Source organism: Streptomyces sp. NPDC056061 (assembly GCF_042266885.1).
GTDB lineage: Bacteria > Actinomycetota > Actinomycetes > Streptomycetales > Streptomycetaceae > Streptomyces.
Genome location: NZ_JBHJWQ010000028.1, coordinates 58381 through 84531 on the forward strand (window position 1 = coordinate 58381; position 26151 = coordinate 84531).

The window sequence follows — 26151 nt, forward strand, 5'->3', positions numbered from 1 at the left end:
GCGGCCCTCACCTCCGCTACACCCTCGACGAGTGAACCCAATGAGTTTCTGATCAATAGTCGCGTACCGTCGGCCACCGCCGTCACCGGTGCCCGTGCCTCGGCTGAAATCGCCGTCCCGGCCCCCAGCACCCTCTGAACGGGCCTGACTCAATCTACTTTTGGAAGAGAGGGTCACGCTGCGCCTGCCACAGGGTCTGGGGTGGACAGCGGCCACGCAGGACATGGCTCCGGGCAGAACGTATCGATCACAACACCCGCCTCACGGGCTGCGGCACAGCGCATCGTCGGGTCGGGCAGTTCCGTGCCTCTGTACCTCCTCGGCGGTGGGCGGGGACCACCCGGAACCGGCCGTTGTCGTTCGGCCCGGGCTCCGCGAGTGCGGGGCGACGGCCCCCGGCGGGGGCCTTTCATCCCTGCCCTGACACTGCTCGGCTCGCACGTGTCATCGGTACGTGCGGCCGAGCGCGCCTCCCCCGTTCCGCGACTGCATCTCCCCCGCCCCCCTCACCGGTCGGCCCCGGCCGGATCGTGACGATCGTGCTTGCGGGCGTTTCGGGCCCCGTGTGAGCATGCGCCTGCGCAAGCTTGATCTTGCAACCGATCGCGGGGAGGGCGATCCCCGGCCCGCGCCGATCTGTCGAAGAGAGGTACGGAATGAATCCGTTGGCCGACTCCGACCGCCATCCCCAACGGCCGCTCCCCGCACGACACACTCCCGACGGCGACAGCGCCGTCGACCCCGTCGTCGAGCGCTTCCACTTCCTGGTCAACGCTCCCGCGCTCTTCAACGCGCTTGTCACTGCGCTGGATTGGAATCTCTTCGGTCACCTCGCCAAGCGTCCCGAATCGGGCGCCTCCTTCGAGGAGCTGCGCGAGTTCACCGGCGTTCCCGCCCACTCGCTCCGGGTCCTGCTGCACGCCGTGTGCACCACCGGGCTGCTGGAGCGGGACGCGGACGGCGCCTATCGCAACGCCCCGGCCGCAGAGCAGCTCCTGCTCCCCGACGGGCCCGACAGCTGGCACCACATCCTCACCGGCTGGAGGGAGGTCTACTACCCGGCCTTCCCACGCATGACCGAGGCGCTGACCGCCGGGACGAACACGGCGCTCGACGCGTACCCCGGCGAGGAACCGACGCTCTACCGCAGGCTCTCGCACAATCCGGAGCTCGAAAGTGTCTTCCATCGCAGCATGAGCGCCTTCACGCTCAAGAGCCTGGACTCGCTGGTGCAGTGCGAGGAGTTCGCGACCGTACGGCACCTCCTGGACGTGGGCGGCGGCGACGGAACCACCAGCGAGCACCTGATCGCCCGTCATCCCGGCCTGCGTACCACCATCTTCGACATTCCCTCGGTCTCGCAGATCGCCGCGGAACACAGCAAGTCGGGTGGCGTGGAGGGTGAGCGGATCGTCTTCCACCCCGGCGACCTGTTCACCGACCCCTTCCCCCCGGGCGCGGACGCGGTGCTCTTCAGTCACGTACTGGAGATCTTCTCCGGAGAGCAGATCACCGGGCTGCTGAAGAAGGCATACGACGTACTCCCCTCCGGAGGAAGGGTGTTCGTGTACGGCTACAACGTCTCCGACGACGAGACGGGGGGCTGGTACTCTGCGCGGCTCTCGCTCTACCTGAACGTACTCGCCAGCGGGCAGGGCATGGCCTACCCCGCCCGTGACTACGAGGAGTGGGCCCGCCGGGCCGGCTTCGCCGACGTACGGACCCTGACCGACCACCCGTACGAGCACGGCCTGACCATCGGCACCAAGGCGTGAGCAACGCCCTCGGCGGCCGTGGCAACTACCCCGTTCCCGATCCCGGCGTCCCGGTCACCACGTCCCCCGTCCGCTTCCTGGTGTGGCTGGCCACGCGGCACTGGGGCGGTCTCGCGCTGGCCACCGTGTTCGGCGTGCTGTGCACGCTCGCGCAGGCGCTGGTGCCGGTGGCGATCGGTCTCGGCATCGACCGGGGTCTGCTTCCGCGCGATCGCGGAGCCCTGTTGGTGTGGGGCGGGGCGGTGCTGCTGCTGGGCATGTTCCAGGCGGTCGTCGGGACGTTGCGGGACCGGGCGTCGACGACGAACCGGTTCGGGGCCGTCTACCGCGCCACCCAGCTGGTCGTCCGGCACTCCACCGCGCTGGGTGCGGAGTTGCCCCGGCAGGCGTCCACCGGTGCGGTGGTCAGCGTGAGCGCGATGGACGCCGGGCACCTGGGCACGGCCGTCGAGGGCACCGCACGCGGCGGCGGCGCCATCGCCTCGATCGTCTTCGCGTCCGTGTTCATGCTGGTCACGTCGTGGCAGCTGGGGCTCGTCGTGCTCGTCGGCGTACCGCTGATCGCCGCTGCCGTGGCCCGGCTGATGCGGCTGCTCCACAGTCGCCAGGGGCGCCTGCGCGACCGGCAGGGCGCGCTCACCGATCTGTCGGTCGACCTGATCGACGGGTTGCGGGTGCTGCGGGGCATCGGTGGCGAGGACGTGTACGGGCAGCGCTACCGTGCTGCCTCGCAGGGTGTACGCGCCGAGGGCGTACGGGTCGCGGTCACCGTCGCCGACATCGCCTGCCTGCGCGTGCTGCTACCGGGTGCGCTGCTGGTCGCCATCGTCTGGCTGGGCGCGCACCAGGTGGCCACGGGCCGTCTCGAGCCCGGTCTGCTTGTCGCCTTCTACGGCTACGCGGTCTTCCTCACCGAGCAGTTGGGGCGGGTGACCACGATGCTGGACCAGCTGACGCGCGCGGTGGTGGCGGCGCGGCGGCTGCTCGACTTCCTCTCCTTGAAGACCGAACTGCCGTCTGGTGAGCAGTCGTTGCCGGTGGAGAAGCTGCGGCTGCACGACCCGGTGACCGGTCTGGGCGTGCCGCCCGGCGGGCTGCTCGGCGTGGTGTGTGCGACGGACGGGGACGCGCGAGCCCTGGCGGACCGGATCGGCCGGTACGTGGACCCGGCGGCCCGGCACGGTGCGACTCCCCTGTCGGCGTACCGCACCGAGGACGTGCGCGGACGGGTCCTGGTCGCCGACAACGGAGCGGCGCTGTTCTCGGGGCACCTGGCGTCCGAACTCGATGTCGTCCATCAAAGCCCCTTCCGGCGTCGCGATTTCGACCGGGACGCCGTGCTGCGCGCCCTGGAGGCGGCCTCCGCGACGGATGTGGTCGACGCCCTGCCGAACGGGGTGGACCAGGAGATCGGGGGAGGCCGGGAGTTCTCGGGCGGGCAGCAGCAGCGGCTCCGGCTGGCCCGCGCCCTGCTCGCCGATCCGGAGGTGCTGGTCCTCGTCGATCCGACGAACGCCCTCGACGCCCACACGGAGAGCCGGATCGCCGTGTGCCTGGGTCCGTACCGGAAAGGCCGCACCACCGTGGTGCTCACCACGAGCCCCCTCGTGCTCGTCCACACCGAACGCGTCGTGTTCGTCCGGGACGGCAGGGCAGTCGCCGAGGGCGAGCACGTCGACCTGCTCGCGGACCCCGGCTACCGCGCCGTCGTCACCCGGGAGGTCGGCGCATGACCGCCCCCACCCCGCCCGCCGGCGGGCTGCCGGTCGCCTCGCAGCACGAGGTACGCGCGTACGCCCGTCGTACAATGCTGCGCCATCGCGCGCCGCTGGCCCGATCGCTGCTGATGCACGCGCTGGCCTGTGTCGCGGCGCTGGTGGCGCCGCAACTCCTCGGCCGGATTGTGCAGAACGCGGCGGACGGCACGCTCGCCGTCACCCCGGTCGCTCTGACCATCTGCGCGGCTGTGGTGCTGCAGGCGATCCTGACCCGTTACGCGCGGCTCTCGTCGCTGCGGCTCGGCGAGGTCGTACTGGCCGATCTGCGCGAGGAGTTCGTGGCACGCGTCCTTGCTCTGCCGGTGCACACGGTCGAGCGGGCCGGGACCGGCGAACTGGTCACGCGCACCACCCGGGACATCGACATCCTGGCCCTCACCGTGCAGCGGGCCGTCCCGGACACGCTCGTCGCGGGCACCACGATCGTGCTGACACTCGGCGCCGTGTGCCTGACCGATCCGCTCCTCGTGCTGCCCTGTCTGGTCGCCGTACCGGTGCTGTGGCTGTCGACGCGCTGGTATCTGCGACGGGCGCGGGCGGGATACCTCCGTGCCAACGCCTCGTACGCGCATCTCACCGACCATCTGGCCGAGACCGTCACGGGCGCCCGTACGGTGGAGGCACTGGGGCTGGGCGGGAGGCGTCGCGCGCGTACGGACCGGGACATCGCGGCGTCGTACGCGGCCGAGCTGTACACGCTGAACCTGCGCAGCGTCTACCTGCCGATCGCCGACACGGGCTACATCCTGCCCGTGGCCGCGACGCTGGTGATCGGCGGGCTGATGTACGTCGACGGGCTGGTCGGTCTGGCAGCGGTCACGGCCGCGACACTGTACGTGCAGCAGATCATCGCGCCCGTGGACACCCTGCTCTTCTGGATGGACGAACTCCAGGTGGGCGGTGCCTCGTTGGCCCGGGTGCTGGGCATACAGGACGCGACGGAGCCGGAGCGGGGCTCGGTGAAGGCCACAGGAGGGACGGATGCGGCTCCGGAGGGTGGGGTCGAGCTGAAGGGGGTGCGCTTCGCCTACCGGGACGGGCGGGAGAGCCTGCGCGGGATCGACCTGCGGGTGGCTCCGGGCGAACGGCTGGCGGTGGTGGGACCGTCCGGGGCGGGCAAGTCCACACTCGGCCGGCTGCTGGCCGGGATCGACACACCCGACGGGGGCAGTGTGGCCCTGGGCGGGATATCACCGACCGACCTGGCGACGGCCGAGTTGCGCCGTGACGTCGTGCTGGTCACGCAGGAATGCCACGTGTTCCGGGGCAGCCTGGCGGACAACCTGCTCATCGCATGCCCGGACGCGGGCCCGGCGGACCTGGAGCGCGCACTGCGGGCCGTCGCGGCGTGGCAGTGGGCGTCGGCGAAGGGCCTGGAGTGCGAAGTCGGCTCAGGACCCGATGGGCTGACCCCGGCGCAGGCGCAGCAGCTGGCGTTGGCACGGCTGGTGCTGCGGGATCCGCCGGTGGTGGTCCTGGACGAGGCGACCGCTCTGCTGGACCCGCCTGCCGCCCGCACCCTGGAGCGCTCCTTGGCGAAACTCCTGAGCGGCACGGTCATCTCGATCGCCCACCGCCTGCACACCGCGCACGATGCGGACCGGGTGGTGGTCATGGAGGACGGCCTGATCGTCGAGAGCGGTCCGCACGCCGAGCTGGTGGGTCGGGGTGGGGCGTACGCAGAGCTGTGGAAGTCGTGGCACGGGTGACGGCGAACCGTCAGCGCGCGCCGAGGTGGCGCCGGGACGCCGTCGCCGGTCCCGGCGGCGGGTCCGCAGCCGGGACCGGACTCCGCCGCACCACCTGCGTATCCGTGGGAGGGCGGTGCCGGAACCTCACCAGGTGACCGGCAGCGCGTGCACGCCGTAGAAACCCATGTCCTCGCCCCGGAGGACCTGGGACGGTGGAATCGCCGGCTTCATTCCCGGGAAGCGGGCGAAGAGGGCGGGGAAGGCGATCTTCATTTCGGTGCGGGCCAGGTGCTGGCCGATGCACTGGTGCGCGCCGTGTCCGAAGGCCAGGTGGCCGGAGGCGGGGCGGGTGACGTCGAGGTGGTCGGGGTCCTCGAAGCGGGACGGGTCGCGGTTGGCGGTGGACAGGGAGACGGTGACCGACTCCCCCGCGCGGAGGCGGTGGCCTGCCAGGTCCAGGTCTTCCAAGGGACTGCGCGGGACGCCGAAGTGGAAGATTGTCAGATAGCGGAGCAGTTCCTCGACGGCGTTGGCGGCCAGTGCCGGGTCGGCCGTCAGGCGGGCCAGCTGGTCGGGGTGGGACAGCAACGCGAAGACGCCGAGGCCGAGCGAGCCCGCCGTCGTCTCGTGGCCCGCCGAAAGGAGCAGCGCCCCGGCCCCGGCGACCTCCGCAGTGGACAGGTCGTCTCCCCGGGCCAGTTCGCTCAGCAGGTCGTCGCCGGGGCTGCGGCGGCGGTGTTCCGCCAGGTCCGTGAGGAAGGCGTCCAGCTCCCGCATCGCGGTGGCCGCCTGCTCCGCCGTGGCGTCCAGCTGGAACAGGGTGGCGCTGTTGCGCTGGAAGTCGGCCCGTTCGGCGTAGGGGACGCCGAGCAGTTCGCAGATCACCAATGAGGGGACGGGAAGCGCGAACTGCTCGACCAGGTCAACCGGTTCGCCCTCTCCGCCGAGGCGCGCCATTGCGTCCAGCCGCTCCTCCACGATCTCCTCGATGCGCGGCGCCAGCGCGCCGGTCCGTCGCACCGTGAACCAGCCCATCAGGCGCCTGCGCAGCCGGGTGTGGTGTGGAGCGTCCATGTCGACGAGCCAGCCCGGCAGGGCGGGGCTGCCGTAGAAGGGGTCGGTGCCGGGGCGGGCCACCGGCGCCCGTTTCAGCTCGGAGCGGGCGCTGAAGCGCGGGTCGGCGAGGACCCTGCGCGCGAGTTCATGTTCCGTGACCAGCCAGCCGATGTGCCCGTCGGGGTAGCGAAGCCGCGTGAGGGGGCCCTTGTCGCGCGCCGCCATGAGTGCGGGCGGCGGGTCGAAGGGGCGGTGCGGGTCCCGGGTCGTCGGGTGCGGGGGCACGTCTTCCGAACCGGCCCGCGCCATCGGGCACTTCTGGTCCTCGGAGCCGGTCCGCATCTCCGGGGGGTTCTGCTGCATCATCCGCGTGCTCCTTCGGGGGGCACGAAGGTCCCGCTGTCCGTTCGGGCTCGCTCCCGCAGGAAGGCCATGAGCCGGCGTGCTCCTTCGTCGATCCCGTCAGGGTCCAGGTAGCTGCACGACAGCCGCAGCGTGTGAGTGCCACCCCCGCCCAGGTGGAAGGGGGCCATCGGCGTCCACAGCACCCCGTACTCGGCCGCCGCGACTTCGAGCAGCGCGGTATCCACCGGGACCGGCAGCCGCATCAGGACGAAGAAGCCGCCGTCGGGGCGGTTCCACTCAACTCCTTGCGGCGGGTCTTCGGCGCTCTCGCGGTCCAGGGCCCGCAGCAGGTGGGCGAGGTTGCGCCGGTACAGCGCGGAGCGCGTACGGATCGGTCCGGCCAGAGAGCCGCCGTGCTCCAGGAACATGCCCGCGATCAGCGCCTGGCTGATCGGGGAGGTGTTCACGGTGACGGCCGTCTTCAGGCGTGCGAGTTCGGCGGCGAGCAGCACGACGCCCGACCTGGTGCGTACGCGTTGGTCGGCGACCGCGTAGCCGACGCGAGCCCCGGGGAAGCACACCTTGGCGAACGTGCCGACGTGGACGACCCGTTGGGCGGAGTCGAGGGCCTTGAGGGCGGGGAGTTCGGTGCCGGGTGCGGCCGTGAAGCCGTACGCGTTGTCCTCGATGACGAGGAAGTCCTCGGCTTCGGCCAGGGTCAGGAGTTGCTCGCGCCGGGCGCGTTCCATGCGCGTACCGCTGGGGTTGGCATAGTCCGGGGCGACGTAGCAGGCGCGGACACGGCGGCCGGTGCGGCGTGCCGCGCGGCATGCCTGGGCCAGGGCGCCGACATCCAGGCCGCCGTGGTCCTCGGGGATGGGGACGACTTCGGTGCCCAGGAGGGCTGCGGCGCTGGTGATGCCGACGAAGCAGGGGTCCGCGACCGCCAGGAGGTCGTGCGGGCCGGTGATGAGGGCCCGCAGGGTCAGGAACATCGCCTCCTGGGCGCCGACGGTGACGACGAGGCTTTCGGGGTCGACATCGATGCCCTGGTCGCGGCGGAGGGCCTCGGCCACGATGTCGTTGATGATCCCCTGCGCGGGTCCGTACTCGTACAGCAGCCGCGTCGCCGACTCGCGGGTGCGTCCTGCGGCCGCGGCCGCATGGGTGACGAAGCGCTCCAGGTAGCGGGTGGTGTCCAGGGCGGCGTACGGGTCGGGGTGCGGCGCGCCCGGGGCGAAGGAGACGGCGTCCGGGTGGCGGCCCATGACTTCGTTGAGGAAGCCGATCGACTCCAGGACCGGGTCGCTCAGCGAGGGGTGCAGGGCATCCCGGTCGAGGAGGACGCCCGTACGGGAACTTGCGGTGACGCTCACCCGGCGGCTCCCTCGGTCCCACGATGCGAGCGGGCCCAGTGGCGTTCCGCCTTGGCCAGGACGTCGGGGCTGTAGGTGCGTTCGGCCTGAACCACGGCGAACCGGGCCAGGTAGCCTCGCAGCAGCTCCAGGGGTTCCTCGGCAAGGGTGAGCATGGCGCGGTTGGCGGCCACGGCCGGGCCCGCCAGGTCGTGCACGGCACGCTGCACGGCCTCGTCGAGCCGCTCGGTGGGCACGACCTCGTCGATGAGGAGGGCGGCGGCTGGTTCGTCGGTGTGGATCCGGCGGCCGGAGAGGATGACCTGCCGTGCGGTACGGGCGCCGGTCAGGCGGGTGAGGCGCAAGTTGCCGAGGCCGGGGACGATGCCCTCGTCGGCGGCGGGGAGGCTGAGGAAGGCGCCTTCTTCGGCGATGACGCGGTCCAGGACGAGCAGCAGTTGCATCCCCCCACCGATGGCGAAGGAGTCGACGACGCCGACCCAGGGTTTGGTCACCGTGCCGGCGGGGTCGTCGCCGAGCAGGCCGCGGGCCAGTTTGTTCACGTACCCGAGTTCGCGGCCGAGCAGGAAGTCGACGAAGGAGATGGCTCCGGCGCGCAGTTCCTTGAGGTTGATCCCCGCGCTGAAGACGCGCTTTCCGGCGTGGCGCGGATGGTCGACCGGTCCGCCGCGCAGGACGCCCACGCGTACCCGGTCGTCGAGGAGGACGACGTCGACGGCCGTTTCGAGGTCGGTGATGAGCCGGTTGTCCTCGGCATTGAGGCAGTGGGCGTTGCGGAAGGTGACGTGGGCGGCGTCGCCGTGGCGTTCCAGGAGTACGGCGTCCAGCTCCAGGCGGTTCAAGCTGCGGAATTCGGCCAGGCGGGCGGCCGATTCGGGGGCGGGGCGCAGCATCGACTCGATGAGATGGGTGCCCGCGACCGGGGACCGTAGGAGGGCGCCGAAGAAGATGCCCTGGTCGATCTCGCGGCCTTCCTTGTGCGCCTGTACGCGGGTGCGCTCCTCGGCCAACTGCTCGGCGTCCGGCACCAGGCCCGCGAAGCGGACGGCGGCCTCGGCGGCGAGTTCGGCCAGCCGGGGGCGTCGGGTGCGGCCTGCGGTCAGGGTGTCGTAGACGGCGTCGGCGTGCCGGTCGAGGAAGGTGTGCCGGGCGGCCCGGCAGCCCGCGTGGAGGACGTTCGCGCGGCGGGCTTCGGCCTGCGTACGGTCGGGGACCGGGGGCAGTTGGGCCAGGAGCCGTTCGGCTTCGGCCACGCGGTGGGCCAGGGCTTCGGCGTCGATGGCCAGTTCGCCCGCGGGGGCGGTGGGTGCCGTCCAGGACCCGTCGGTGGCGGGCAGCGGGGCCTCGCCGTACAGCTGATTCGTGGTCTCGTTCACCCGGTGGCTCCCCGTGCCGCGTCGAGCGCGGCCAGGCGGCGCAGTTCCCGGTCGCAGGCTGCCAGGTGGGCGCCGAGCGCGTCGTCGTACTCCAGGGTCTGCGCCTCCAACAGCAGCTGCCTGCGGATGGCGAGTTCCGTGTCGGAGATGCGGCCCATGAGGACGCTCGCGGTGTGCACGGCCTCGTCGGTGTCGGCCGTCACCTGGTCCAGGAGGCCGAGATCGTGGGCGCGGGGCGCGTCGAGGTCGTCGCCCCAGAGCACGATCTGGCGGGCGCGGGCGGCCCCGAGCTGCTGGGAGAGGCGGTAGACGACCATGCCGGGCCAGAAGTGTCCGTCGTTGACGGGGGCAAGGAGGCGCAGGTCGGGGGCGCCAATGCGGTAGTCGCTGACGAGCAGCAAGTCGAGGGCCGGGCCGCCGCAGGCGCCGTCGGCGACGGCGATGGACAGGGCGGGCAGGCGTTCCAGTCTGCGGACGGCGCGCTCCCAGCGGTTGATCTGCTGGATGTCGGCAGTGCCGGGCCAGGCTCGGGCGGCGGTGGGTGTGTGCGGCAGGCGGACGACGACGACCGTGCGCTCGGTGCGTTGCTCGGCGCGGTCGCAGGCTTCGGTGACGGCGCCGGTCAGCCGGGGCAGCGGCAGAGCGGGGTCCAGGTCCAGGGTGATGTCGAGGCCGTCGGGCAGGCCGTCCTGCGTGTCGCCCGGGAGAGGGCTCGGCCGACTGTTGTGTGTGCGCACCGCGGTTCCTCTCGTCGTGGTGTTTTCGCGTCGCTCCGGCGCCGGGGTCACCACCGTGCCAGCGCCATCTCGATCGTCGAGCCCGGCCCCATCGTCATCAGGACCCCCACGTCGCCCGGCCGTGCCGTTCCTTCGGCCGAGAGGCGCTGGTAGGAGAAGAGGAAGGAGCCGCTGGAGAGGTTGCCGTGGTCGCGCAGCACGCCCGTGGTGTGGCGTACGTCGTGCCGGGACAGGCCCAGGTTGACACGGACGGAGTCCACGACCTTCTTGCCGCCGGAGTGCACGACCCAGTGGGTGATGTCCGAGGGGAGCAGGCCGGTGCCGCGCAGCAGGCGTTCCAGGGCGCCGGGCGCGTGGGCGCCGACGACATACGGGATCTGCGGGTCGAGCCAGAAGCTGAACTTGCCGTGGCCGTCGTCCCAGTCGTAACGCATGGCGTCGACGGCTTCGGGGATGATGCGACTGGAGAAGCGCAGCAGGGCCGGCTCGGGTGCGCTGCCCGCACGCGTGTCCGCGGTGGTGACGGCGACGGCCGCCGCTCCGTCGCCGAACAGGCTGTTGACGACGGAGGAGCGCATCGTGCCGTCGAAGACGTACGCGGCCGAGCACACTTCCACACATACCAGCAGGGCGAGTTCGCCGGGGTGGGCGCGGGCCCAGCCGTCGACGGCGTTGAGCGCGTTGAGGCCCGCGTTGCACCCCATGCCGACGACGTCGAGCCGTGAGCAGGACACGTCGATGCCGAGTTCCTTGATGAGCAGGGCCGAGAAGCCGGGGGTGAGGAAGCCGGTGGAGGTGACGCAGCACAGGTAGCGGACGTCGGAGAGGTCGGCGTCGGCGTCCTTGAGGCAGTTCTCGATGGCCCGGCGGCCCAGGTCGATGCCCTGCCGGGCATGTTTGCGCAGCAGCTCGCCCTGGGATTCGGCGAGTTGGGTGCCGTCGGGGCGAGGGGCGGGGAGGGTGAGCCCGCGGCGTTCGATGGCACTGTTGAGGAAGACCGAGCGGACGCGGGGGTCCGTGACGTCCAGCAGGTCCAGGAGTTCGCGCTGGGTGTAGGTGGTGTCGGGGACGGCGGTGCCGACGCCCGTGAGCCGGGGTCCGACGACGGTCGCGGTCATCCGAGGTAGTCCTCCGGGCCGCCTTCGCGCACGGTGTCGAGCGTGAAGCAGTGGAAGCCGCCGCCGAACAGCCGGCGGTGACGGTGGCGTACGGGGACGACGGTGAACTGGTGCTTCTCCAGCGTGCGCATCAGCTCGGGGCAGGCTTCGTTGACGAGTACGGTGTCGGGTCCGGCGGAGAGCACGTTGAGGTCGATGAACGGACTGGTCAGGACCAGGTCCTTGTCCTCGTACCGGGGGAAGTTGTCGCTCTCCGGGGTGGGGGCGACGATCCGGTCCCAGCCGCGCAGCACCTCGGGAAGCTTGTCGGCGACGGCCTCGGAGCGCACCAGCAGGGTGCCGGGGCGCAGGGCGAGGACCATGCTGTCGATGTGGCTGTCACTGAGCTGGTGGACGCGGTGGATGCGGAACCGGTCGCCCAGGTGGCGTTCCAGCCAGTCGCAGGCGAGCGCGTGGTGGGTGGTGGAGATATTGACCACCAGATCGCGTCCCAGGCGCAGGACCTGGGCGCCGTCGAACATCATCTCGATGCCGACGTCGTACGGGGACGGGCTGGGCGCTCCGATGGGTTCGGTGGGGCCGCCGACCGTGCTTTCACGAGCGTAGGTGAGGTCGAAGGAGGCGTCGGTCATCAGGGGCCGGGGCATGACCGTCCAGCGGGCGCCGCGTTCAAAGTAGCGCTGGAAAACCTGGGTGAGGAACTGCGTCTCGAAGTAGCGGGAGCGGATCATGGGCGGGGTCTCGATGATCTCGTCGCCCAGGATCAGGGTGTTGTCGCGGATGTTCAGCGGCGGGACGACCGAGGCCGACCAGGCGGGGGTGCGCACTTCGCTGGTGGATGCGTCGAGGTCCATCGGGCGGTGCACGGTGACACCCAGGCCGGTCAGGGCCGAGGCGATGCCATCGAGGTCCTCGACCAGCTCGTCGACGTACCGCTGCTTGATGGGGACGCGGCCCCGGCGGCCGCTCTCGCCGCCCGATTCGCCGCCGACGGTGAGCCGGGGGTAATACCACTCGGACCGGCTGGCGTTGTCGCCGGCAATGTTGTCGTGGAAGAAGAGGTCGAAGGACAACTCCCGCTCGTGCGAGGTGTAGTTGGCCGCCGATCCGACGACGACCTCCTTCAGGGTGGACCATTCGTCGAAGCTGTTCAGCATCATCGCGCGCTCCCTGGATCGCCTGGGGCGTGCCACCGCCCCCCTCGGCCGGGACCGATCCCTGGGACGGGGCCGTTGCGTTCTCCACACTTGCCGTCGGGACGGGCAAGGGCAAGGGTCCCATTTCCGGGTTCACTGCTTTTCGGTCTTCTGCGGGGCGCAGCGTCCTCAAGGTGACACGCGCGGACCGGATTCCGGTCGGATCGGCGAGACGTGCCTGGTCAGCGTCGTCGCGGAGGTGGTGTCGCACAGGCGGCCCAACGCTTAGCTGGAGCAATTCGGCAGGTCGTCGATGTGTCCTGATCCTTGCATCCGCCACCCACGTGGAAGTGGCGTGGGCCACACCCCGGGCCGGGGCGGTACCGGATGTGCTTCGATCGGCATCGGCGCACACCCCGTACGTGCTTTCCCCGACCCGCAGGACGAATCGCCCGGCTCCGCCGGGGTCGTGAGAGCGTTTTCGGCCGAACCGGGGGTCACTTCTCGGACCGGCCTCCCTCGATCCCATCATTCCGTGTGCACACGCAACGACCCGCGACGAAGAGGTGGACGAACAGACATGCCCCGACTCCTGATCGGCAACGGCCCGAGTGAAGACCTGGTGGGAGACTGGAACAAACCACTCATGGGCTGGTGGGCCCAACGCCTGTTCTGGTTCGTGCGCGACGGTGACGTCCTGGTGCTGCCCGAGGCTCCGGACGAGGAGTTCCTCGCGTACGCAACGCAGTTGCTCGAAACGGACCCCGCGAGTCTCACGTTCGTCGTACGGACCGGCGGGAACCGCCCGGGCAACTGGCTGCTCGACCCGGAGCTGGCGGAACGCACGCGCAGCGCTCTGGGCGGTATCGCACCGACCGAGGTGTTCGCGCTCTGTCCCAACGAGGCCGTGGTCGAGTTCGCCGACGCGCTCGGCGCGCGCTCGGCCGTGCCCGGACACGCCTTCCTCGACCAGGGCGGCGCCCGCATCGCCGACAGCAAGGCGATCTTCCGCATGGTGGCGGCCGGTGCCGGGGTCCCGCTGCCCGAGGGCGGCGTCAGCGCCAACCCTGAGAGCGCGTACCGCCTGATCACCCGGTTCCTGGACGCGGGCCGCGCGGTCATCCTGAAAAAGGAGTTCGCGCAGGCCGGCAGCGGCAACGAGGTGCTGACCCTGGCCGAGGGCATCAAGGTCAACGGCGCCGCCCGTACGGTCGTGCTCCCCGACGCCCGCGACGCCGTGCGCGTCTACCTCAACGAGCGCTGGGAATGGCTCACCGCGGGCCATGTGCACCAAGTCGTCGTCGAGGAGTACCACCCGGGCAGCCAGGCGGTGTTCGCCGAGTTCTGGATCAGCGACGAGGGCGTCGAGCTGGGCGGCCTGGGCGAGTTGGTGGCCGAGCCGGTCGCCGACCACTCCTTCCTCCCGGCCCCCGGCCTCACCGCCGACCAGGAGCGCGCCCTCATGGCGGGGGGCCGCGGGCTCAGCGAGGCCGTACGGGTGATGGGGTATCGCGGTGTGCTCAGCGCCGACGCCATCGTGGTGGACGGCGCCGACGGCGGCCCGGAGGTCGTGTTCACCGAGTACAACGGCGTGGTGACCGGCTCGACGCATATCTACCAGCTCGGCAAGCGGCTGGCCGGGGAGGACTACGCCCGTGACCGCGTGCTGGCGGAGTACGTCTCGTGGCCGATCTCCTCGTTCGCGGAGGCCCGCAAGTACGTGGACACCGAGGGGCTGGGCTACGACCGGGAGACGCGCACCGGAGTCGTACTTCTGAACTCGTGGCGGGACAAGGACACCGGGGTGGTGCCCTTCTGCCTGATCGCTGAGGACATCGACGCGGTGGGGCGGCTGAAGGCACGGCTCATGCCGCAGGAGTCGGGCAGCTGAGGCCCGCGGGCCCGGGCCGTTGCCGACCCGACCCGGTCCCCGTTCGATCGCCCCCGCGTCGAGTCGGTCGCGCACGCACGGCCGGAGTGGGCGGGCTCACCGCGTCGTCCATCGCGCTGTGGGTCGGAATCAAGGAGTTCCTCGACGCGCCGCGGTCGCAGATCTTGGTGGGCCGGTGGGAACAGGGAGTTGTCCAATCCGATCACGGTAGGCGCAACTCCCTACCGCTACCGGGGGCATGGTGATTCCCACTCCCTGGCACGCGACGGGGCAGCCGCCACGAAGCCCTCGGGGCTTGTGGAGAGCCGGGTGCGGTGCCAAGTCGCATGCCCGGCTCGGGAAGCGGCTCCGGGGAATCGGGCCAGTCGAAGGACCAGCACCGCGCCCCGGGCCGGCTTCACCATCAGCCCAGGGAGGCCCGACGGGCATCGCCGTCTCTCACGCGGTGTCACACGCGTGTCACCAGCCCTGTCGACGCTCTCGCATCGCAGGGCCCTGTGTGGGCCTTCGCCGGGTCATGCGCCAGGGGCCTGCCCGGGGAGGGTGATGACGTCCGTGGCCCCCAGCTGCCGGTTTCACGCTGGGTGACCGCGATGATCGTGCCGGACAGTTCACGCAGCGCCTTCACGACGTGACGTTCAGTTGCCGCGTCGGGTGCCGCTGTCGCTTCGTCGAGGAGGAGGATCGGCGCGTTCTTCAGAAATGCGCGGACGATAGCGGGTTGCTCGACCTCGTCGCCAACGCACGCCCGGCGGACACGGCGCATCGCGACTGCCGCCCGCTGCCCGCCCCGCCGCTCCCCACGTCCCCCGAAGCCCTCGCCGCCGCGCGGACGCTGCTCCAGAATCCGAGCCATGGCGCGGGGGTCGTTGAACTGGCGCAGTCGGCCGGTGTCGGCGTACGAACGCTGCAGCAGCAGTTCCTGAAGGAGACGGGACTTCCCTTCGCACGGTGGCGCACCGCCGCGCGGGTCGCCACCGCGGCGAGCCTTCTCGGCCTCGGCCACGACATCGGCTGGACCGGCAGGCAGGTCGGCTTCTCGACCCCCGCGGGATTCACGGCGGAACTCGGGGTGGACGCCAGGACCCTCGGCCACGACTTCATCGCCGCGACGGGTCAGACCTATGCGCAGCGGCGAGACCAGCTCCGCATGAACCTGGCCCGCCAGTACCTCGAAGAACGCATGCCGACCGGCCAAGCCGCACGGAAGCTCGGCTACGCGGACGCCTCCGCCCTCACCCGGGTCTTCACACGCGCCCACGGGATGTCACCACGTGAGTACCGGCGCTACGGCTGGCAGCACACCGAGGAAGAACTCATCCTCCAGTGACTTGATCTGCAACCTCGGTGCCCGAACGAGTCCTCGCACTTGATCGCTCGGACTGACAACTGCCGTACGTGCGGGCGGCCGGCTGGTCCCGGCCGTCGACATCACGTGGTGGCTGCGGCCCGGCACGCACACCTCACCGCAATGGATCCTGTGCCACACCCACGGGCGGGCAAGGGCCGGCACATTCCCGTTCCCGGCCGGCCGTACTCGGTGATCTGCGACCCTGAAACGGGACGTACCTCGTGGACCGCACCGCTGGGCGCACTGCGGCTGGCACCGGGCGACGATGCTGCCACCACAACGGCCGGGCAGATGCGTGAACTCGTCGAGCGGCTGGAGTACCGAGTCGGCAGGAGTGCCCTGGTCTGCGAGGGCACTCCTTTCTCAATCCTCCTCGCAGCTCTCTGTGGCGGTCGCGTCGGACCGGGCGGGGCTCGCCGGGACGCGGCTTCACTTGGACGCGACGAATCCCCATTGGTCGACCGGGCTGATCCCCTCTTCGTTGGGTCGTGGGCGCCACAGGGTGATGGAGCCGAATCCCGGATCGACGAGTGTCATTCCGTCGGCGCTCGCGAGGATCTCCTCGGGCCGGCGTACCAGGTACGGCGGGGTTTCTCCGGCTGCGTAGGCTTCTTGGGCGGCGAGGGTCTGCGGGGTGGAGACTGTGTCGCAGAGGACGAGGTGGCTGCCTGCCGGAAGGCTGGCCATGTACCGTTGTGTGAGGTCGATGCCGGCCTGGGGTTCGACGTGTCCGAGGGTGGACAGGAGCATGACGGCGACGGGTTGCGTCATGTCCAGGGTCCGGGCGGCTTCCTGGAGCACGTGCTCGGCGTCCGTCATGTCGGCGTGGATGTAGTCGGTCATGCCTTCCGGTGCGCTCGTCAGCAGGGCCCGGGCATGGGCGAGGACCAGTGGGTCGTTGTCGACGTAGGCGATGCGCGCCTGGGGCCGGATGGTCTGGGCGACCTCGTGCGTGCTGTTCTGAACGGGGAGTCCCGTGCCGATGTCGAGGAATTGCGTGATTCCCGCGCTGCCTGCCAGGTACTGGACGGCCCGGGTCTGGAAGGCGCGTGACGCCAGGGCGAGTTCCCGTGTCTGGGGGTAGATCGCGATGACCTGGTCACCCAGTTCCTGGTCGACCGGGTAGTAGTCCTTGCCGTTGATCCAGTAGTTCCAGACCCGGGCCGAATGGGGGACGCCGATGCCGATCCGGGCTTCGAGTTCAGGGCTCATGCTCATCGGTAACCTCACTTCAGAAATTGTGTTTCACCTTTTCGACCAGAGGGTTTGCGTGTCGTCCTGTCCCAGCGTTTCGACACGGAAGTTCAGTTCGGGCAAGGCGTGGAGATCGTTTGCGGTCGGCACGCCTGCCCCACTACCTCTGCGAGAATGGCACAGTCGTACGTGAGGATCAGAACGCGGCGTCCGGGGACCGGCTCGTGGATCCAGGTGCCGAGAAGTTCTCCGGTCCCGGCGTCCCAACCGCTCTCCTCGCCCGGTTCGCGAACGGTGGTCTCTTCGGGACTGCGGTCGGCAGGGTGTGGTCCGGACGGTGGGCCGATCTCCAGGCGCCCGCCGGGAAGTTCCCACTCCTCGTGTTCGTTGCCGGGCAGCAGGACCCGCACCTCATGGTCCTGGGCCACGGCTGTGACCGGGACCGGCCACAGCGACGGTCGATATGACATGCAGGTTCCCAGAGCGCAGCGGGTGGACCGGTTCCCCGGACCGTAGCAGTCGAGTGCCGGTCCGGGGACCTCGTGGCCGAATTGTGCGAGTCGACAACCTGTCGCTTCACCAGGCTTCCGGACGTTTCGGACCTCGGCCGTGTGGCGCCGGATTCACCGACCTCCAATTCAGCACCGTACACGGTCCTGTGCCGCCGGACGCTTCAGAGGATCTCCCGTGGCAGGTACCTGTCCCGGCGACGGAGGCCATCCACGCGGCGCAGCACCTGCTGCGGGGCTCTCGGGAGCGTGCCGCGCCTTCGGTGCGTTCGTCGTGATCACCCGAAGCTCCCGGATGGCAGCGACTGTCCGGCGGCCTCACCGGGCCCCGACGTGCCAGCCGTAGGCTTCGGCGAAGGCCGAGTGATGCCGGTCTCCATGGCCGAAGCGTCGACAGTGGGCCTCCATGGCAGCCAGATCCCATACTGGCTGTCCGATTTCCACTGTGTCCCAGGCGCAGAGCACTGCTTCACCGCTGAGGCGTGTGAAGCGCGTGACGGTGTTGGGGATCGCCACACTCTCTGCTTCGGCCGGCGCCTCCATCACCGCGATACCGGGCTGCGGCGCGTTCGCCCCCGAAACGGCGACGACCGGGCGGGGCTTGCCGCGCGCGGAAGCCATCGCTCATCCTTCGACCGTGGTCATGGGCGCACACGGTGGGACTCAGGTCTGTTGTTCAAGGGCTGCGACGGTGTCCAGGTTGCCGTGCGCCCGTTCGGGAGCAGCCAGGCGCCACCGGCGTCGGAGCCGGTCGTGACCAATGGAGACGGCCTCGGCGAGCATGGCCACCCCCTCCTCGCGCATGCTGTCGATGCGGGCGAACAACCGGTTCGTCGGATCAGCCGTCATGACACCACCGCCTGCGCCTCCCCGGCCGGGCGGGAGAGCTCCCCGCTGTCATGGACGGTCCTTCCGCCCAGCAGCGTCCGCAGCACCCTGGTTACCACGGAGATCTTCCACCGGGCAAGTCACCGGATCGCGATCCACGACCACCAGGTCCGCGTGGTTTCCCGGTGCGAGCGAACCTATCTCGGGCCGGCCGAGCACGCTCGCCGACCGGGCATCACCACGCCGCCTTCGATATCGACCTGAAGGGCGTCGGACCCTGCCGCTTCCACCATGGCGTCCCGGTCCCCCGCTGCGAGTACGCGCCCGCCGGACAACACCAGTACCTCGGCCTCGGGTGCGTTCGGATCGAGCGTGGGGACTCCGGCATCGCCCGGTACGAGTTCTTCCTGGAAGTCGCTCGCTGCCGCCAACTACGGGCCAGCCTCGACGAATGGGGAACCACGCAGCGGGCGGCCTTCGCCGGCGAACTGCGCGGCGCCGGATCCGCAGACCCCGAGGCCGACGCCGCGGATCTGCTGACCGTCATCAATGGCCTGTTGTTGGAGCAACTCGCTCTGCCCATCGACGACTTCGAATCCGTCCGGCTGCGACCGGCCGTCGCGCGGTTCTTCCCGAAGGGCTGATCACCGCGGCCACCTGAACGAACGAGGGCGCAGGGGTGGTCGATCGGTACGTCGAAGGAAGTCGAATCCACCTGCCCAGCACGCCCCCGGGAACCGGCACGCAGGTGACCGGCTCCCACCTGCGCGACTGCGTGGTCGGCCACCCGCGTCGCCCACAAGCCCGCCGTCAGCGGGATTGTGATCCCACCCCGCACGGTCACCCGCCACCTGACCGCCCTCGGGCAGAACCCACGCAACTCCATCGACCCAACGACGAGATCAGCCGAGAGCCGCAGACGACCACTGCTCGACGGCCCGGCCACATGGTGCACGTGGACGTGAAGAAGGCCGACCGGATGCCCGACGGTGGCAACTGGCGCGTTCACGGTCGCGGAAGCCGGCAGGCAGAGGCAGTCGGGCGCCGCACGGGCAAGGGCGACGTCTTCCAGTCCCTGGGTGGCTTCAGCCGGGCGGAGGAGGAGGGCCGCGCTGTGAGCGACCTGCCGGACTTCCGCGAATACCGACGCGGGGTGCAGCTCTGTGCCGAACGCCCCAGCGGCTCCTGGTGAGCTACTGGCCGGGGATGCGCGTTGCGCCGGCTCGATGCGGCGGTCGGGCAAGCAACGGGGCCACAGCGTCCGTGACGCCGGCTGTTCCTGAAAGGAGATCCCGGGCAGCGCGTTGTCTCACGTACGGTCGATCCATGAACAGTGACGGCGTAGTCGTGGACGAGGCGATCCGCGCAGCATGGGACTCGTACCGGGTCCTGGAGAAGCGGACTTCCGCCAAGGACCGCCAGGATGCGCAGCAGCGGGTCAAGGCCGCCGTGGACGCATACGGGCGCGAGGAGGTTTCCCGAGGCACGGTCTTCTTGGTGGGCGTGCTGACCGGATCCCTGATCGCCGAACAGCCCGGTGGCGAGGACCGGCTCGATCCGCTCAGTGATCTGATCCCCGCCGTGATCCGCAGGCTCCCCGCCTTCGAGATGGCCGACCCGGCTCAGGTGCCGATGGTCACCGGCGTCCTCATGGCCGCGGCGATGGGCATGGACACCGTGGCGTGGCGCGACCGGTTCGGACAGATTCCACCGGAGGAGGCTCTGGCACACGGCTTCGTGTTGTGGCTGCTCGCCGACCTCTTCGATTCCCTGACCGGACGGCCCGGAACCATCGATCACATGATGCGGGAGACCTTCGAGGCCATGGCCGCCGAACACAGCTGACGTGCGGGCGCTGCCCAGTGGGTGGCCACCGGTGCATGGGGCCGTGGCCACGAAGCGAAACGCTCCGGCCCCGGCAGCTGCAATGCCGGGGCCGGAGCGTTGTCACGGGGCGGCTGTCCGAGCCGGCCGATGTTCCGGGCGGCCAGGTGGCGCAGGGGCCTGTTGGCCCGGTGGGTGAGGGACAGCTGACCGGCGGCTCGCGCGGCGCACGTCCCGGTCCCCGGGGTCGGCGGTCCTACATGTCGGTTGTGGCAGGGGCCAGGGAGTCGACGTCTTCCATGAAGCGGAGCATCCGGGCGTTGACGACCTCGGGGTGGTCGATCTGCGGTCCGTGGCCCGTCGCGGCGATGATCTCGGCGCGGGCCCCGGTCACGAGGCGCGGTACGCGTTCGAGCTGCCGCTTCGGGTGTACGAGCAGGCTGTGCTTGCCCATGACGAGGTAGAGCGGGGTCCGAATGGATCGCAGCGCGTCCTCGGAAAGCGGCAGGGGTGCGGGGCGACGGATCCGGAACGCACGGGCGCCGAGCTGGATCCACTTCCGCATCTCGGGGACGGCGATGACCGGCTGGTCCAGCCAGGCGGCGAGACGCGGACGCAGTGCCTTGGGGGCGAAGGTGGCGAACAGGCTGACGAACACCCAGGCGAAGAAGCGCAGCCCCACCTTCTCCAGGCCGCCGGGGTCGAGGGCGGTGACGGAGGCGAGCCGTTCAGGGCGCCGATGGGCCTGGTTGAGCACGAGCCAGCCGCCGTACGAGGAGCCGACGAGGTGGACTCGGTCGAGACCGAGTGCGTCCAGGGCCTCGTCCATCCACTGCGCGGCCCGCTCGGGCTGCCACATGGGCTCGCGGTGGACGCTGCGGCCTGCATCACCGGGGGTGTCGAGAGCGTAGACGGGGCGGTCGAGGCTGAGCCCGGAGGTGTTGGGGTACCACATGGCGGAGGAGTAGCCGGCGCCGTGGATCAGGACGATCGGGGTGCGGGATTCGGCTGCGGGGTCCTCGGGGCCGTACCGGTAGACGTGCGTGGTGCCGAAGCTGGTCTCGACGTCCGTCTCGGAGCGGATGGGCGCTCCCATCGCGTAGAGCACGTCTGCGGCGGCGAAATAGCGATCGCGGAGCTCGTCGTTGACGTAGCGGCCGACGTCGCGGCGCACACGGGTCGTGTTCTCGGGCACGGGGCACCTCCGGGAAGATTCTTCGTGATACGACCGTATCACGATGCTGATACGGCGGTACCATGAACGGGGTCCGAGAAGCCCGGGCCACGAACCCAACCACCGACGGGCGGAGACACCGGCACATGCCGAAGCGCGTGGACCACGAGGAACGGCGCACCCAGATCGCCGAAGCGCTCATCCGGGTCGCCGGACGACGCGGGCTGCACGCCGTCGGCATGCGCGACGTGGCCGCCGAGGCCGGCGTGTCGCTCCGGCTCGTGCAGTACTACTTCGAGACCAAGGAGAAGCTCCTCTTCTACGGGCTCGAGCACCTGACCGGCCGCTTCACCGCACGCGTCGGCGCCCGCCTGGCGGCCGCGGGTCCGGACCCGGGCCCGCGCGCCACCATCGAGGCGCTGCTGCTGGCCTCCCTCCCGACCGACGAGGAGAGCCGCACCTTCCACCTCGTCTACAGCTCCTACTCGATCCTGTCCGTGACCGACGAGGCGCTGGCCGCCCAGCCGTTCATCGACAACCCCGACGCCGCGGAGAACGCCCTGACCGGCCTCCTCGAACAGGCCCGGGCGGCAGGCCTGGCCCATACCGGCATCGACGCCCGCACGGAGGCGATCAGCCTGCTCGCGATGGCGGCGGCCATGGGCACCAGCATCCTCGTGGGTCAGCGGAGCCCGGAGTCGGCCATCGCGGTACTCCACCACCACCTGGACCGGATTCTCGCAACCTCCGCGACGCCGACGGCCGGGGACCGCAGCTGACGCTCCGTGGCACGCGCGCCGTACCCCGCCGCCGGGACCACCGGCCGACGCAGCGAGCTTCGCCGCGCCACCCCCAACCCGGCGGCCGGGCCGCATCCTGCCGAGCAACCCAGGCCGGAACGCAGGGAATCCACGCAGGCCGGCCGCCTCGGGCGCCACTGAGCGCACGAGCCGCCACATCCAGTGCCCATCCGCCAGCTCCAGGCACTGCTTGTCGGATCTCCGGACACGGGTGGCGTGTTGGGAGCGGGGTGGCTGTACGGCCCGTGGGGGTGTGGCGCACGCGGAGTGGGACCGGCTGGCGTCGGACCTGCCTCGTGGTGGTGCGAGTGGGAATCGGTGGAATGATCACCGGCGGCTGATCAGCGGGGTGCTGCACCGGGTGCGGACGGGTGCGCGGTGGCGGGACCTGCCGGAGCGGTTCGGGCCGTCCGCCGGGGGCTGTGCGGTCGAACGATGCATCCGGAGCCGGTGAGCGGACCGGGCCGGCGTCCCGTCGCCCGTACCGGGAGGCCGATCGGGACGGCGATGACGGCAGCGGTCGAATGGCCGGCGGCCGGGAGCGGCGGGCACCCGGTCGGCGAACGGGCAAGTCCCTCGGTATCCCGCTCAAAGACCCCTTCGGTGACCGCGAGTTCGTCCGGCTCGACGCGCCGCGCGGTGATCCGTTCGAGCAGCTCGGGATCCGGCATGCACAGATTACTGAGGTCGAACTCGTGATGTCGCCGGGTTGCTCGGGTGGGCCTGATGGTCGGGCCGGCCACCGGCAAGGCAGCCTTCCATGATGTCGCTGCGGCACTGGGTATGCCGTAATCCGTTTCGGACGCGGTCCGCGCATCCCGTTCGCCCCGGGCCATGCCGAACCCGGTCGCGCCGGGACAACTGACCGCCCGGCATCGCCCCGCGCACGCCTGAGAGTATGGGGAGCCACCGCTGCCGCGCCGCCTGGAGTACGACATGCCCCGCCGCAACCTCATGCTCCTGGTCTCCCCCGCGCCGGGCGGGGGAGAGCCGGGAGGACCGTTCGCCGGGGCCGCCGACGTGCCGATGGCGGTCGCCGCCGCGTTCACACGGCCGGCCCGGCTCCTGCGGCCGACCGGGCCGGACGCGTTGCGGCACCGGACAGGTCCGCACCCGGACCACTGACACGGGATGCAGGACGACCCGCGGCACGCGGACCGGCGCGCACGCGGTCGTCCGCTCGTCGGTCCCTCCCCCGCCCCGGCCGCGTAACCCCTGACCACCCACTCCCCACGATCCCGGAGACACCGCCATGCCACGCGTCCTCCTCGTCGAAGACGACCCCTCCGTTCGCGAGGGCGTCGAGATCGGGCTGCGCCAGCGCGGGCACGAGGTCCTGGCCGCCGTGACCGGCGAGGCGGGCCTTGAGGCGCTGGGTGTCTTCCGCCCCGACATCCTGCTGCTCGACCTGATGCTCCCCGCGATGAGCGGCGTCCAGGTGTGCTCCCGGGTACGCGAGACGAGCCAGTTACCGATCATCATGCTGACCGCGCGCGGCGACGACGTCGACATCGTCGTCGGCCTGGAGGCGGGGGCGGACGACTACATCGTCAAGCCCGCCCGTACCGAGGTCATCGAGGCCCGCATACGTGCTGTGCTGCGCCGCGCCGAGAGCCCGGTCGGCGCGAGGCCCGCCGTCGAACACCACGGTGAACTCGACATCGACCGCGCCGGTCACACCGTCCTCAGGTCGGGCGCCCCGGTCGCCCTCGCACCCTCCGAGCTGAAGCTGTTGCTGCACCTGTCCGCGGTACCGGAACAGGTCTTCAGCCGGCAGCGGCTCCTGAAGGAGGTCTGGGATCACAGTTTCCACAGCGACATCCGCCTGGTGGACGCCTGTGTGCGCCGACTGCGCGCCAAGATCGAGGATCCGTCCCGCGATCCTCGCTACATTCAGACCCTGCGGGGCCACGGCTACCGTTTCGGTCCGCTGTGAGAATGCCCGGCGCGGCCGCCGCGTTCGGACTGCGCACCCGGCTGGTGATCGCGTTCCTGCTGGTGGCCGCCGTCAGCGCCGTCACGACCGCCGCACTGACCTATCGGCAGGCGCGCAACGCGGTCCTCGTGCGTGCGCAGGACACCGCCGTCACCTCCTTCCGCGAGGAGGTCGAGCAGTTCGTCCCCCGCCTGCCCCTGGACCCGGATTCGCTGCGGTGGGACCTCTACGCAATCGCTGCGCGCGCCAAACCACATCCGTGGATCGTCTTCGCCGAGTACGGTTCGCTGCGCGTCTCCTCGGGTGACCGGCCGGTCTCCGGTGTCGTGACCCCGCAACTGCGCCGGACCACGCTCACCTCGGCACGTGGCAGCTTCGAGCGGGTCGTCAAGGACGGGAACGCGTATCTGACCATCGGGATGCCGGTGATGACCCGGGTCGTCGCCGGGGGCGCCGCGGTGCCGAGCGGCCTGGTCCTCTTCGCCGTGATGCCCATGACGAACGAGGAAGTGGACATCGACTCCCTGGTGACCGCTGCCCGCGACGGCGCCCTGCCGGGGCTGGCCGTGGCCCTGGTGCCCGCACTGCTCGCGGCGCGCAGCGTGCTGCGCCCCGTCCGCGAACTGCGGCGTGCCGCACATTCCATGGGCGGCGGGCAGCTCGACACGCGTATCACCGTACGCGGCCGGGACGAGATGGCCGACCTGGCCAGGACGTTCAACGAGTCGGCGGCCCGCCTCGAACGCTCCGTGGAGGAGTTGCGGGAAGCCGGAGCACGGGCCCGGCGATTCGCCTCGGACGTCTCGCACGAGTTGCGCACCCCGCTCGCCGGTATGCTCGCCGTCACGGACGTGGTGGACGAGGAGGCCGGGACGCTCGCCCCGAACACCGCTCGGGCGGTGCGCCTGATCAGCGCCGAGACCGGCAAACTTGCCGTGCTGGTGGAGGATCTGATGGAGATCTCCCGTTTCGACGCCCGCGCGGCGGAACTCACCACCGATGAGGTGGACGCGGCGGAGGCCGTGCGCAACACCCTGTCCGGCAGGCAGTGGCTCGGCCGGGTCCGCGCCGAGCTCCCCGACGGCCTGCGTATCCGCCTCGACACGCGCCGCTTCGACGTCATCGTGGCCAACCTGGTCGGCAACGCCCTGCGCCATGGTGCCGAACCTGTCACCGTGCGGCTGTCGGCACGCGGGGGTGCGCTGATCACCGAGGTGCGCGACAGCGGCCCCGGGATCCCACCGGATGCGCTGCCGCACGTCTTCGACCGCTTCTACAAGGCGGACGCCGCACGTTCCCGCTCGCCGGGCAGCGGCCTCGGGCTCGCGATCACCAGGGAGAACGTACAACTGCACGGCGGCGCGATCCACGCGCGGAACGCGACCGGCGGCGGCGCCCTGTTCACCGTGGAGCTGCCCTTCGACGGGCCCGCGTCCGGGAGCGGCGCGCCGGACGGTCCGTCACCCGCGCACGATGGCACGGGGCCGGCGAAGAACCACGTCCGGACGGAGACCATCGCGTGAGGAAGTCGTCGTTCCGCGGGCGCCGGACGGTCCGGCTCGCCGCGCTGCTGATGCTCGCCGGGGGCCCGCTCGTGGGCTGCGGCATCCAGGAGACGGCCGTGATCGAGGCCGGCAGGCCGGTTGTCGCCGATCTGCTTCCCCCGCGCGAGGAACGGATGCTGTTGTTCTTCCTCTCCCCCGACGACGAACTGCTGCCCGTGCCACGAATCGTCGAAGCACCGTGGCAGAACGGAACCGCGGGCTCCGCCGGGTCGGATGGCGCGTCGCCCCGCCCGGACGAGTCGCCGCACGGGCGGGTCGGCCTCGGCGGTTCGTCCCCGCCGGGCGAGGGAATGAGCGAGTCCCCCTCGCCACTCGCGGCCGTCGCCGCCCTGCTCGCCGGGCCGGACAAGGCCGAACGGCGGGCCGGTCTCCACAATGCCGCTTCGCTGTCCCGTGCGGCATCCGCCGCGGACCGGGCCGCAACGGGTGACCGCAACGTCGAGGTCGTGCTGCGTCTGCGGGTGAAGGGGCTGACCGCCGCCGCCCGCGACCAGATCGTCTGCACGGCCGCGTTCGCGGCGCATGTGCAGGGGGCCGTGTCCGTGGCCCTGGTCGGGCAGGACGGGCGCCTCGCTCCGGCCGACTGCCCCGTTCGACCCGTCCGGGTGCCGACACACTGAGCCATGGGCGGCGGACGGGCGCCTGGTCCGGCACCGGTCGAGGGGGCGGCCTCCGTGACGTGCGGACGAGC

Annotated in this window: 24 protein-coding genes and 2 pseudogenes; 15 read left to right on the forward strand and 11 right to left on the reverse strand. The window is 70.9% G+C overall.

What is annotated here, in order from left to right; translation table 11 throughout:
• Positions 1-656 precede the first annotated feature (656 nt).
• From ACFC79_RS30670 to ACFC79_RS30680, 3 genes are read left to right on the forward strand one after another with little or no spacing between them, the layout of a single operon-like run.
• Entirely contained in the window at positions 657-1775 is a 1119-nt protein-coding gene (locus ACFC79_RS30670; RefSeq protein WP_376246800.1) for a methyltransferase, read from the forward strand.
• Positions 1772-3508 carry an ABC transporter transmembrane domain-containing protein gene (locus tag ACFC79_RS30675; protein ID WP_376246803.1) on the forward strand — a complete coding sequence of 579 codons (1737 nt, stop codon included), beginning with the start codon at positions 1772-1774 and terminating at the stop codon, positions 3506-3508. The genes ACFC79_RS30670 and ACFC79_RS30675 overlap by 4 nt, the downstream gene beginning before the upstream one ends.
• Entirely contained in the window at positions 3505-5262 is a 1758-nt protein-coding gene (locus ACFC79_RS30680; RefSeq protein ID WP_376246806.1) for an ABC transporter ATP-binding protein, read from the forward strand. Before ACFC79_RS30675 ends, ACFC79_RS30680 begins: the two co-directional genes overlap by 4 nt.
• Positions 5263-5388: 126 nt before the next feature.
• On the opposite strand, the gene ACFC79_RS30685 is transcribed toward ACFC79_RS30680, so the two are convergent.
• From ACFC79_RS30685 to ACFC79_RS30710, 6 genes are read right to left on the reverse strand one after another with little or no spacing between them, the layout of a single operon-like run.
• A complete protein-coding gene (locus ACFC79_RS30685; RefSeq protein ID WP_376246910.1) occupies positions 5389-6609 on the reverse strand; it encodes a cytochrome P450 in 1221 nt (406 codons plus the stop codon).
• Between the two features lie 53 nt (positions 6610-6662).
• A complete protein-coding gene (locus ACFC79_RS30690; protein ID WP_376246809.1) occupies positions 6663-8021 on the reverse strand; it encodes a PLP-dependent aminotransferase family protein in 1359 nt (452 codons plus the stop codon).
• Positions 8018-9397, reverse strand: coding sequence for a (3,5-dihydroxyphenyl)acetyl-CoA 1,2-dioxygenase DpgC (gene dpgC, locus ACFC79_RS30695; RefSeq protein WP_376246811.1), 1380 nt, complete (start codon positions 9395-9397; stop codon positions 8018-8020). Before dpgC ends, ACFC79_RS30690 begins: the two co-directional genes overlap by 4 nt.
• A complete protein-coding gene (dpgB, locus tag ACFC79_RS30700) occupies positions 9394-10134 on the reverse strand; it encodes an enoyl-CoA-hydratase DpgB (protein WP_376246814.1) in 741 nt (246 codons plus the stop codon). Before dpgB ends, dpgC begins: the two co-directional genes overlap by 4 nt.
• A 47-nt stretch (positions 10135-10181) precedes the next feature.
• Positions 10182-11252 (reverse strand): 3,5-dihydroxyphenylacetyl-CoA synthase DpgA, encoded by a 1071-nt coding sequence (gene dpgA, locus ACFC79_RS30705; RefSeq protein WP_376246817.1) that lies wholly within the window; start codon positions 11250-11252, stop codon positions 10182-10184.
• Complete coding sequence (locus ACFC79_RS30710) at positions 11249-12412, reverse strand: glycine amidinotransferase (protein WP_376246820.1); 1164 nt, start codon at positions 12410-12412, stop codon at positions 11249-11251. The genes dpgA and ACFC79_RS30710 overlap by 4 nt, the downstream gene beginning before the upstream one ends.
• Positions 12413-12968: 556 nt before the next feature.
• Here ACFC79_RS30710 and ACFC79_RS30715 point away from each other — a divergent pair.
• The 3 genes and pseudogenes from ACFC79_RS30715 to ACFC79_RS30725 form a co-directional block, all read left to right on the forward strand.
• Complete coding sequence (locus tag ACFC79_RS30715; RefSeq protein ID WP_376246823.1) at positions 12969-14279, forward strand: peptide ligase PGM1-related protein; 1311 nt, start codon at positions 12969-12971, stop codon at positions 14277-14279.
• A 721-nt stretch (positions 14280-15000) separates the two neighbouring features.
• Positions 15001-15609, forward strand: a complete 609-nt coding sequence (locus tag ACFC79_RS30720; RefSeq protein ID WP_376246826.1) for a helix-turn-helix domain-containing protein — start codon at positions 15001-15003, stop codon at positions 15607-15609.
• A 70-nt stretch (positions 15610-15679) separates the two neighbouring features.
• Positions 15680-15945 (forward strand): annotated as a pseudogene (locus tag ACFC79_RS30725) (transposase); the annotation flags it as partial.
• A 114-nt stretch (positions 15946-16059) separates the two neighbouring features.
• On the opposite strand, the gene ACFC79_RS30730 reads toward ACFC79_RS30725, so the two are convergent.
• The 4 genes from ACFC79_RS30730 to ACFC79_RS30745 form a co-directional block, all read right to left on the reverse strand.
• The gene (locus ACFC79_RS30730) at positions 16060-16842 is read right to left on the reverse strand and encodes an SAM-dependent methyltransferase (protein WP_376246913.1); all 783 of its coding nucleotides are present in this window, start codon (positions 16840-16842) and stop codon (positions 16060-16062) included.
• 92 nt (positions 16843-16934) lie between these two features.
• Entirely contained in the window at positions 16935-17294 is a 360-nt protein-coding gene (locus ACFC79_RS30735; protein ID WP_376246829.1) for a hypothetical protein, read from the reverse strand.
• Between the two features lie 357 nt (positions 17295-17651).
• Positions 17652-17954 carry a hypothetical protein gene (locus tag ACFC79_RS30740; RefSeq protein ID WP_376246832.1) on the reverse strand — a complete coding sequence of 101 codons (303 nt, stop codon included), beginning with the start codon at positions 17952-17954 and terminating at the stop codon, positions 17652-17654.
• A 42-nt stretch (positions 17955-17996) separates the two neighbouring features.
• Complete coding sequence (locus ACFC79_RS30745) at positions 17997-18182, reverse strand: hypothetical protein (RefSeq protein ID WP_376246834.1); 186 nt, start codon at positions 18180-18182, stop codon at positions 17997-17999.
• Between the two features lie 164 nt (positions 18183-18346).
• On the opposite strand from ACFC79_RS30745, the gene ACFC79_RS30750 reads away from it, so the two are divergent.
• The 3 genes and pseudogenes from ACFC79_RS30750 to ACFC79_RS30760 all read left to right on the forward strand — a co-directional run bounded on the left by ACFC79_RS30750 (position 18347) and on the right by ACFC79_RS30760 (position 20006).
• Positions 18347-18805, forward strand: coding sequence for a hypothetical protein (locus tag ACFC79_RS30750; RefSeq protein WP_376246837.1), 459 nt, complete (start codon positions 18347-18349; stop codon positions 18803-18805).
• A 296-nt stretch (positions 18806-19101) separates the two neighbouring features.
• Positions 19102-19206, forward strand: a pseudogene (locus ACFC79_RS30755) (IS481 family transposase); the annotation flags it as partial.
• A gap of 281 nt (positions 19207-19487) precedes the next feature.
• Complete coding sequence (locus ACFC79_RS30760) at positions 19488-20006, forward strand: hypothetical protein (RefSeq protein WP_376246840.1); 519 nt, start codon at positions 19488-19490, stop codon at positions 20004-20006.
• A gap of 235 nt (positions 20007-20241) precedes the next feature.
• Here the strand turns inward: ACFC79_RS30760 and ACFC79_RS30765 are convergent, their stop codons facing one another.
• Complete coding sequence (locus ACFC79_RS30765) at positions 20242-21180, reverse strand: alpha/beta fold hydrolase (RefSeq protein ID WP_376246842.1); 939 nt, start codon at positions 21178-21180, stop codon at positions 20242-20244.
• Between the two features lie 125 nt (positions 21181-21305).
• Here ACFC79_RS30765 and ACFC79_RS30770 point away from each other — a divergent pair, with 125 nt between their 5' ends.
• The 6 genes from ACFC79_RS30770 (at position 21306) to ACFC79_RS30795 (ending at position 26080) form a co-directional block, all read left to right on the forward strand.
• Entirely contained in the window at positions 21306-21938 is a 633-nt protein-coding gene (locus ACFC79_RS30770) for a TetR/AcrR family transcriptional regulator (RefSeq protein ID WP_376246845.1), read from the forward strand.
• Between the two features lie 274 nt (positions 21939-22212).
• Positions 22213-22413, forward strand: coding sequence for a transposase (locus ACFC79_RS30775; protein WP_376246848.1), 201 nt, complete (start codon positions 22213-22215; stop codon positions 22411-22413).
• 482 nt (positions 22414-22895) lie between these two features.
• The gene (locus ACFC79_RS30780; RefSeq protein ID WP_376246850.1) at positions 22896-23084 is read left to right on the forward strand and encodes a hypothetical protein; all 189 of its coding nucleotides are present in this window, start codon (positions 22896-22898) and stop codon (positions 23082-23084) included.
• A gap of 127 nt (positions 23085-23211) precedes the next feature.
• Positions 23212-23895, forward strand: a complete 684-nt coding sequence (locus ACFC79_RS30785; RefSeq protein WP_376246853.1) for a response regulator — start codon at positions 23212-23214, stop codon at positions 23893-23895.
• 2 nt (positions 23896-23897) lie between these two features.
• Complete coding sequence (locus ACFC79_RS30790; RefSeq protein WP_376246855.1) at positions 23898-25418, forward strand: ATP-binding protein; 1521 nt, start codon at positions 23898-23900, stop codon at positions 25416-25418.
• Positions 25415-26080, forward strand: a complete 666-nt coding sequence (locus ACFC79_RS30795; RefSeq protein ID WP_376246858.1) for a hypothetical protein — start codon at positions 25415-25417, stop codon at positions 26078-26080. The genes ACFC79_RS30790 and ACFC79_RS30795 overlap by 4 nt, the downstream gene beginning before the upstream one ends.
• Positions 26081-26151: the final 71 nt, after the last annotated feature.

What these genes read in the sequence shown, in the direction of transcription:
- dpgA (WP_376246817.1), bottom strand. Translation starts at nt 11,252, where the DNA reads ATGACCGCGACCGTCGTCGGACCCCGGCTCACGGGCGTCGGCACCGCC.
- ACFC79_RS30710 (WP_376246820.1), bottom strand. Translation starts at nt 12,412, where the DNA reads ATGATGCTGAACAGCTTCGACGAATGGTCCACCCTGAAGGAGGTCGTC.
- ACFC79_RS30780 (WP_376246850.1), top strand. Translation starts at nt 22,896, where the DNA reads ATGCCCCGCCGCAACCTCATGCTCCTGGTCTCCCCCGCGCCGGGCGGG.
- ACFC79_RS30680 (WP_376246806.1), top strand. Translation starts at nt 3,505, where the DNA reads ATGACCGCCCCCACCCCGCCCGCCGGCGGGCTGCCGGTCGCCTCGCAG.
- ACFC79_RS30685 (WP_376246910.1), bottom strand. Translation starts at nt 6,609, where the DNA reads ATGGCGCGGGCCGGTTCGGAAGACGTGCCCCCGCACCCGACGACCCGG.
- ACFC79_RS30790 (WP_376246855.1), top strand. Translation starts at nt 23,898, where the DNA reads ATGCCCGGCGCGGCCGCCGCGTTCGGACTGCGCACCCGGCTGGTGATC.
- ACFC79_RS30715 (WP_376246823.1), top strand. Translation starts at nt 12,969, where the DNA reads ATGCCCCGACTCCTGATCGGCAACGGCCCGAGTGAAGACCTGGTGGGA.
- ACFC79_RS30760 (WP_376246840.1), top strand. Translation starts at nt 19,488, where the DNA reads ATGAACAGTGACGGCGTAGTCGTGGACGAGGCGATCCGCGCAGCATGG.
- ACFC79_RS30735 (WP_376246829.1), bottom strand. Translation starts at nt 17,294, where the DNA reads ATGTCATATCGACCGTCGCTGTGGCCGGTCCCGGTCACAGCCGTGGCC.
- ACFC79_RS30740 (WP_376246832.1), bottom strand. Translation starts at nt 17,954, where the DNA reads ATGGCTTCCGCGCGCGGCAAGCCCCGCCCGGTCGTCGCCGTTTCGGGG.
- ACFC79_RS30770 (WP_376246845.1), top strand. Translation starts at nt 21,306, where the DNA reads ATGCCGAAGCGCGTGGACCACGAGGAACGGCGCACCCAGATCGCCGAA.
- ACFC79_RS30730 (WP_376246913.1), bottom strand. Translation starts at nt 16,842, where the DNA reads ATGAGCCCTGAACTCGAAGCCCGGATCGGCATCGGCGTCCCCCATTCG.
- ACFC79_RS30745 (WP_376246834.1), bottom strand. Translation starts at nt 18,182, where the DNA reads ATGACGGCTGATCCGACGAACCGGTTGTTCGCCCGCATCGACAGCATG.
- ACFC79_RS30670 (WP_376246800.1), top strand. Translation starts at nt 657, where the DNA reads ATGAATCCGTTGGCCGACTCCGACCGCCATCCCCAACGGCCGCTCCCC.
- ACFC79_RS30785 (WP_376246853.1), top strand. Translation starts at nt 23,212, where the DNA reads ATGCCACGCGTCCTCCTCGTCGAAGACGACCCCTCCGTTCGCGAGGGC.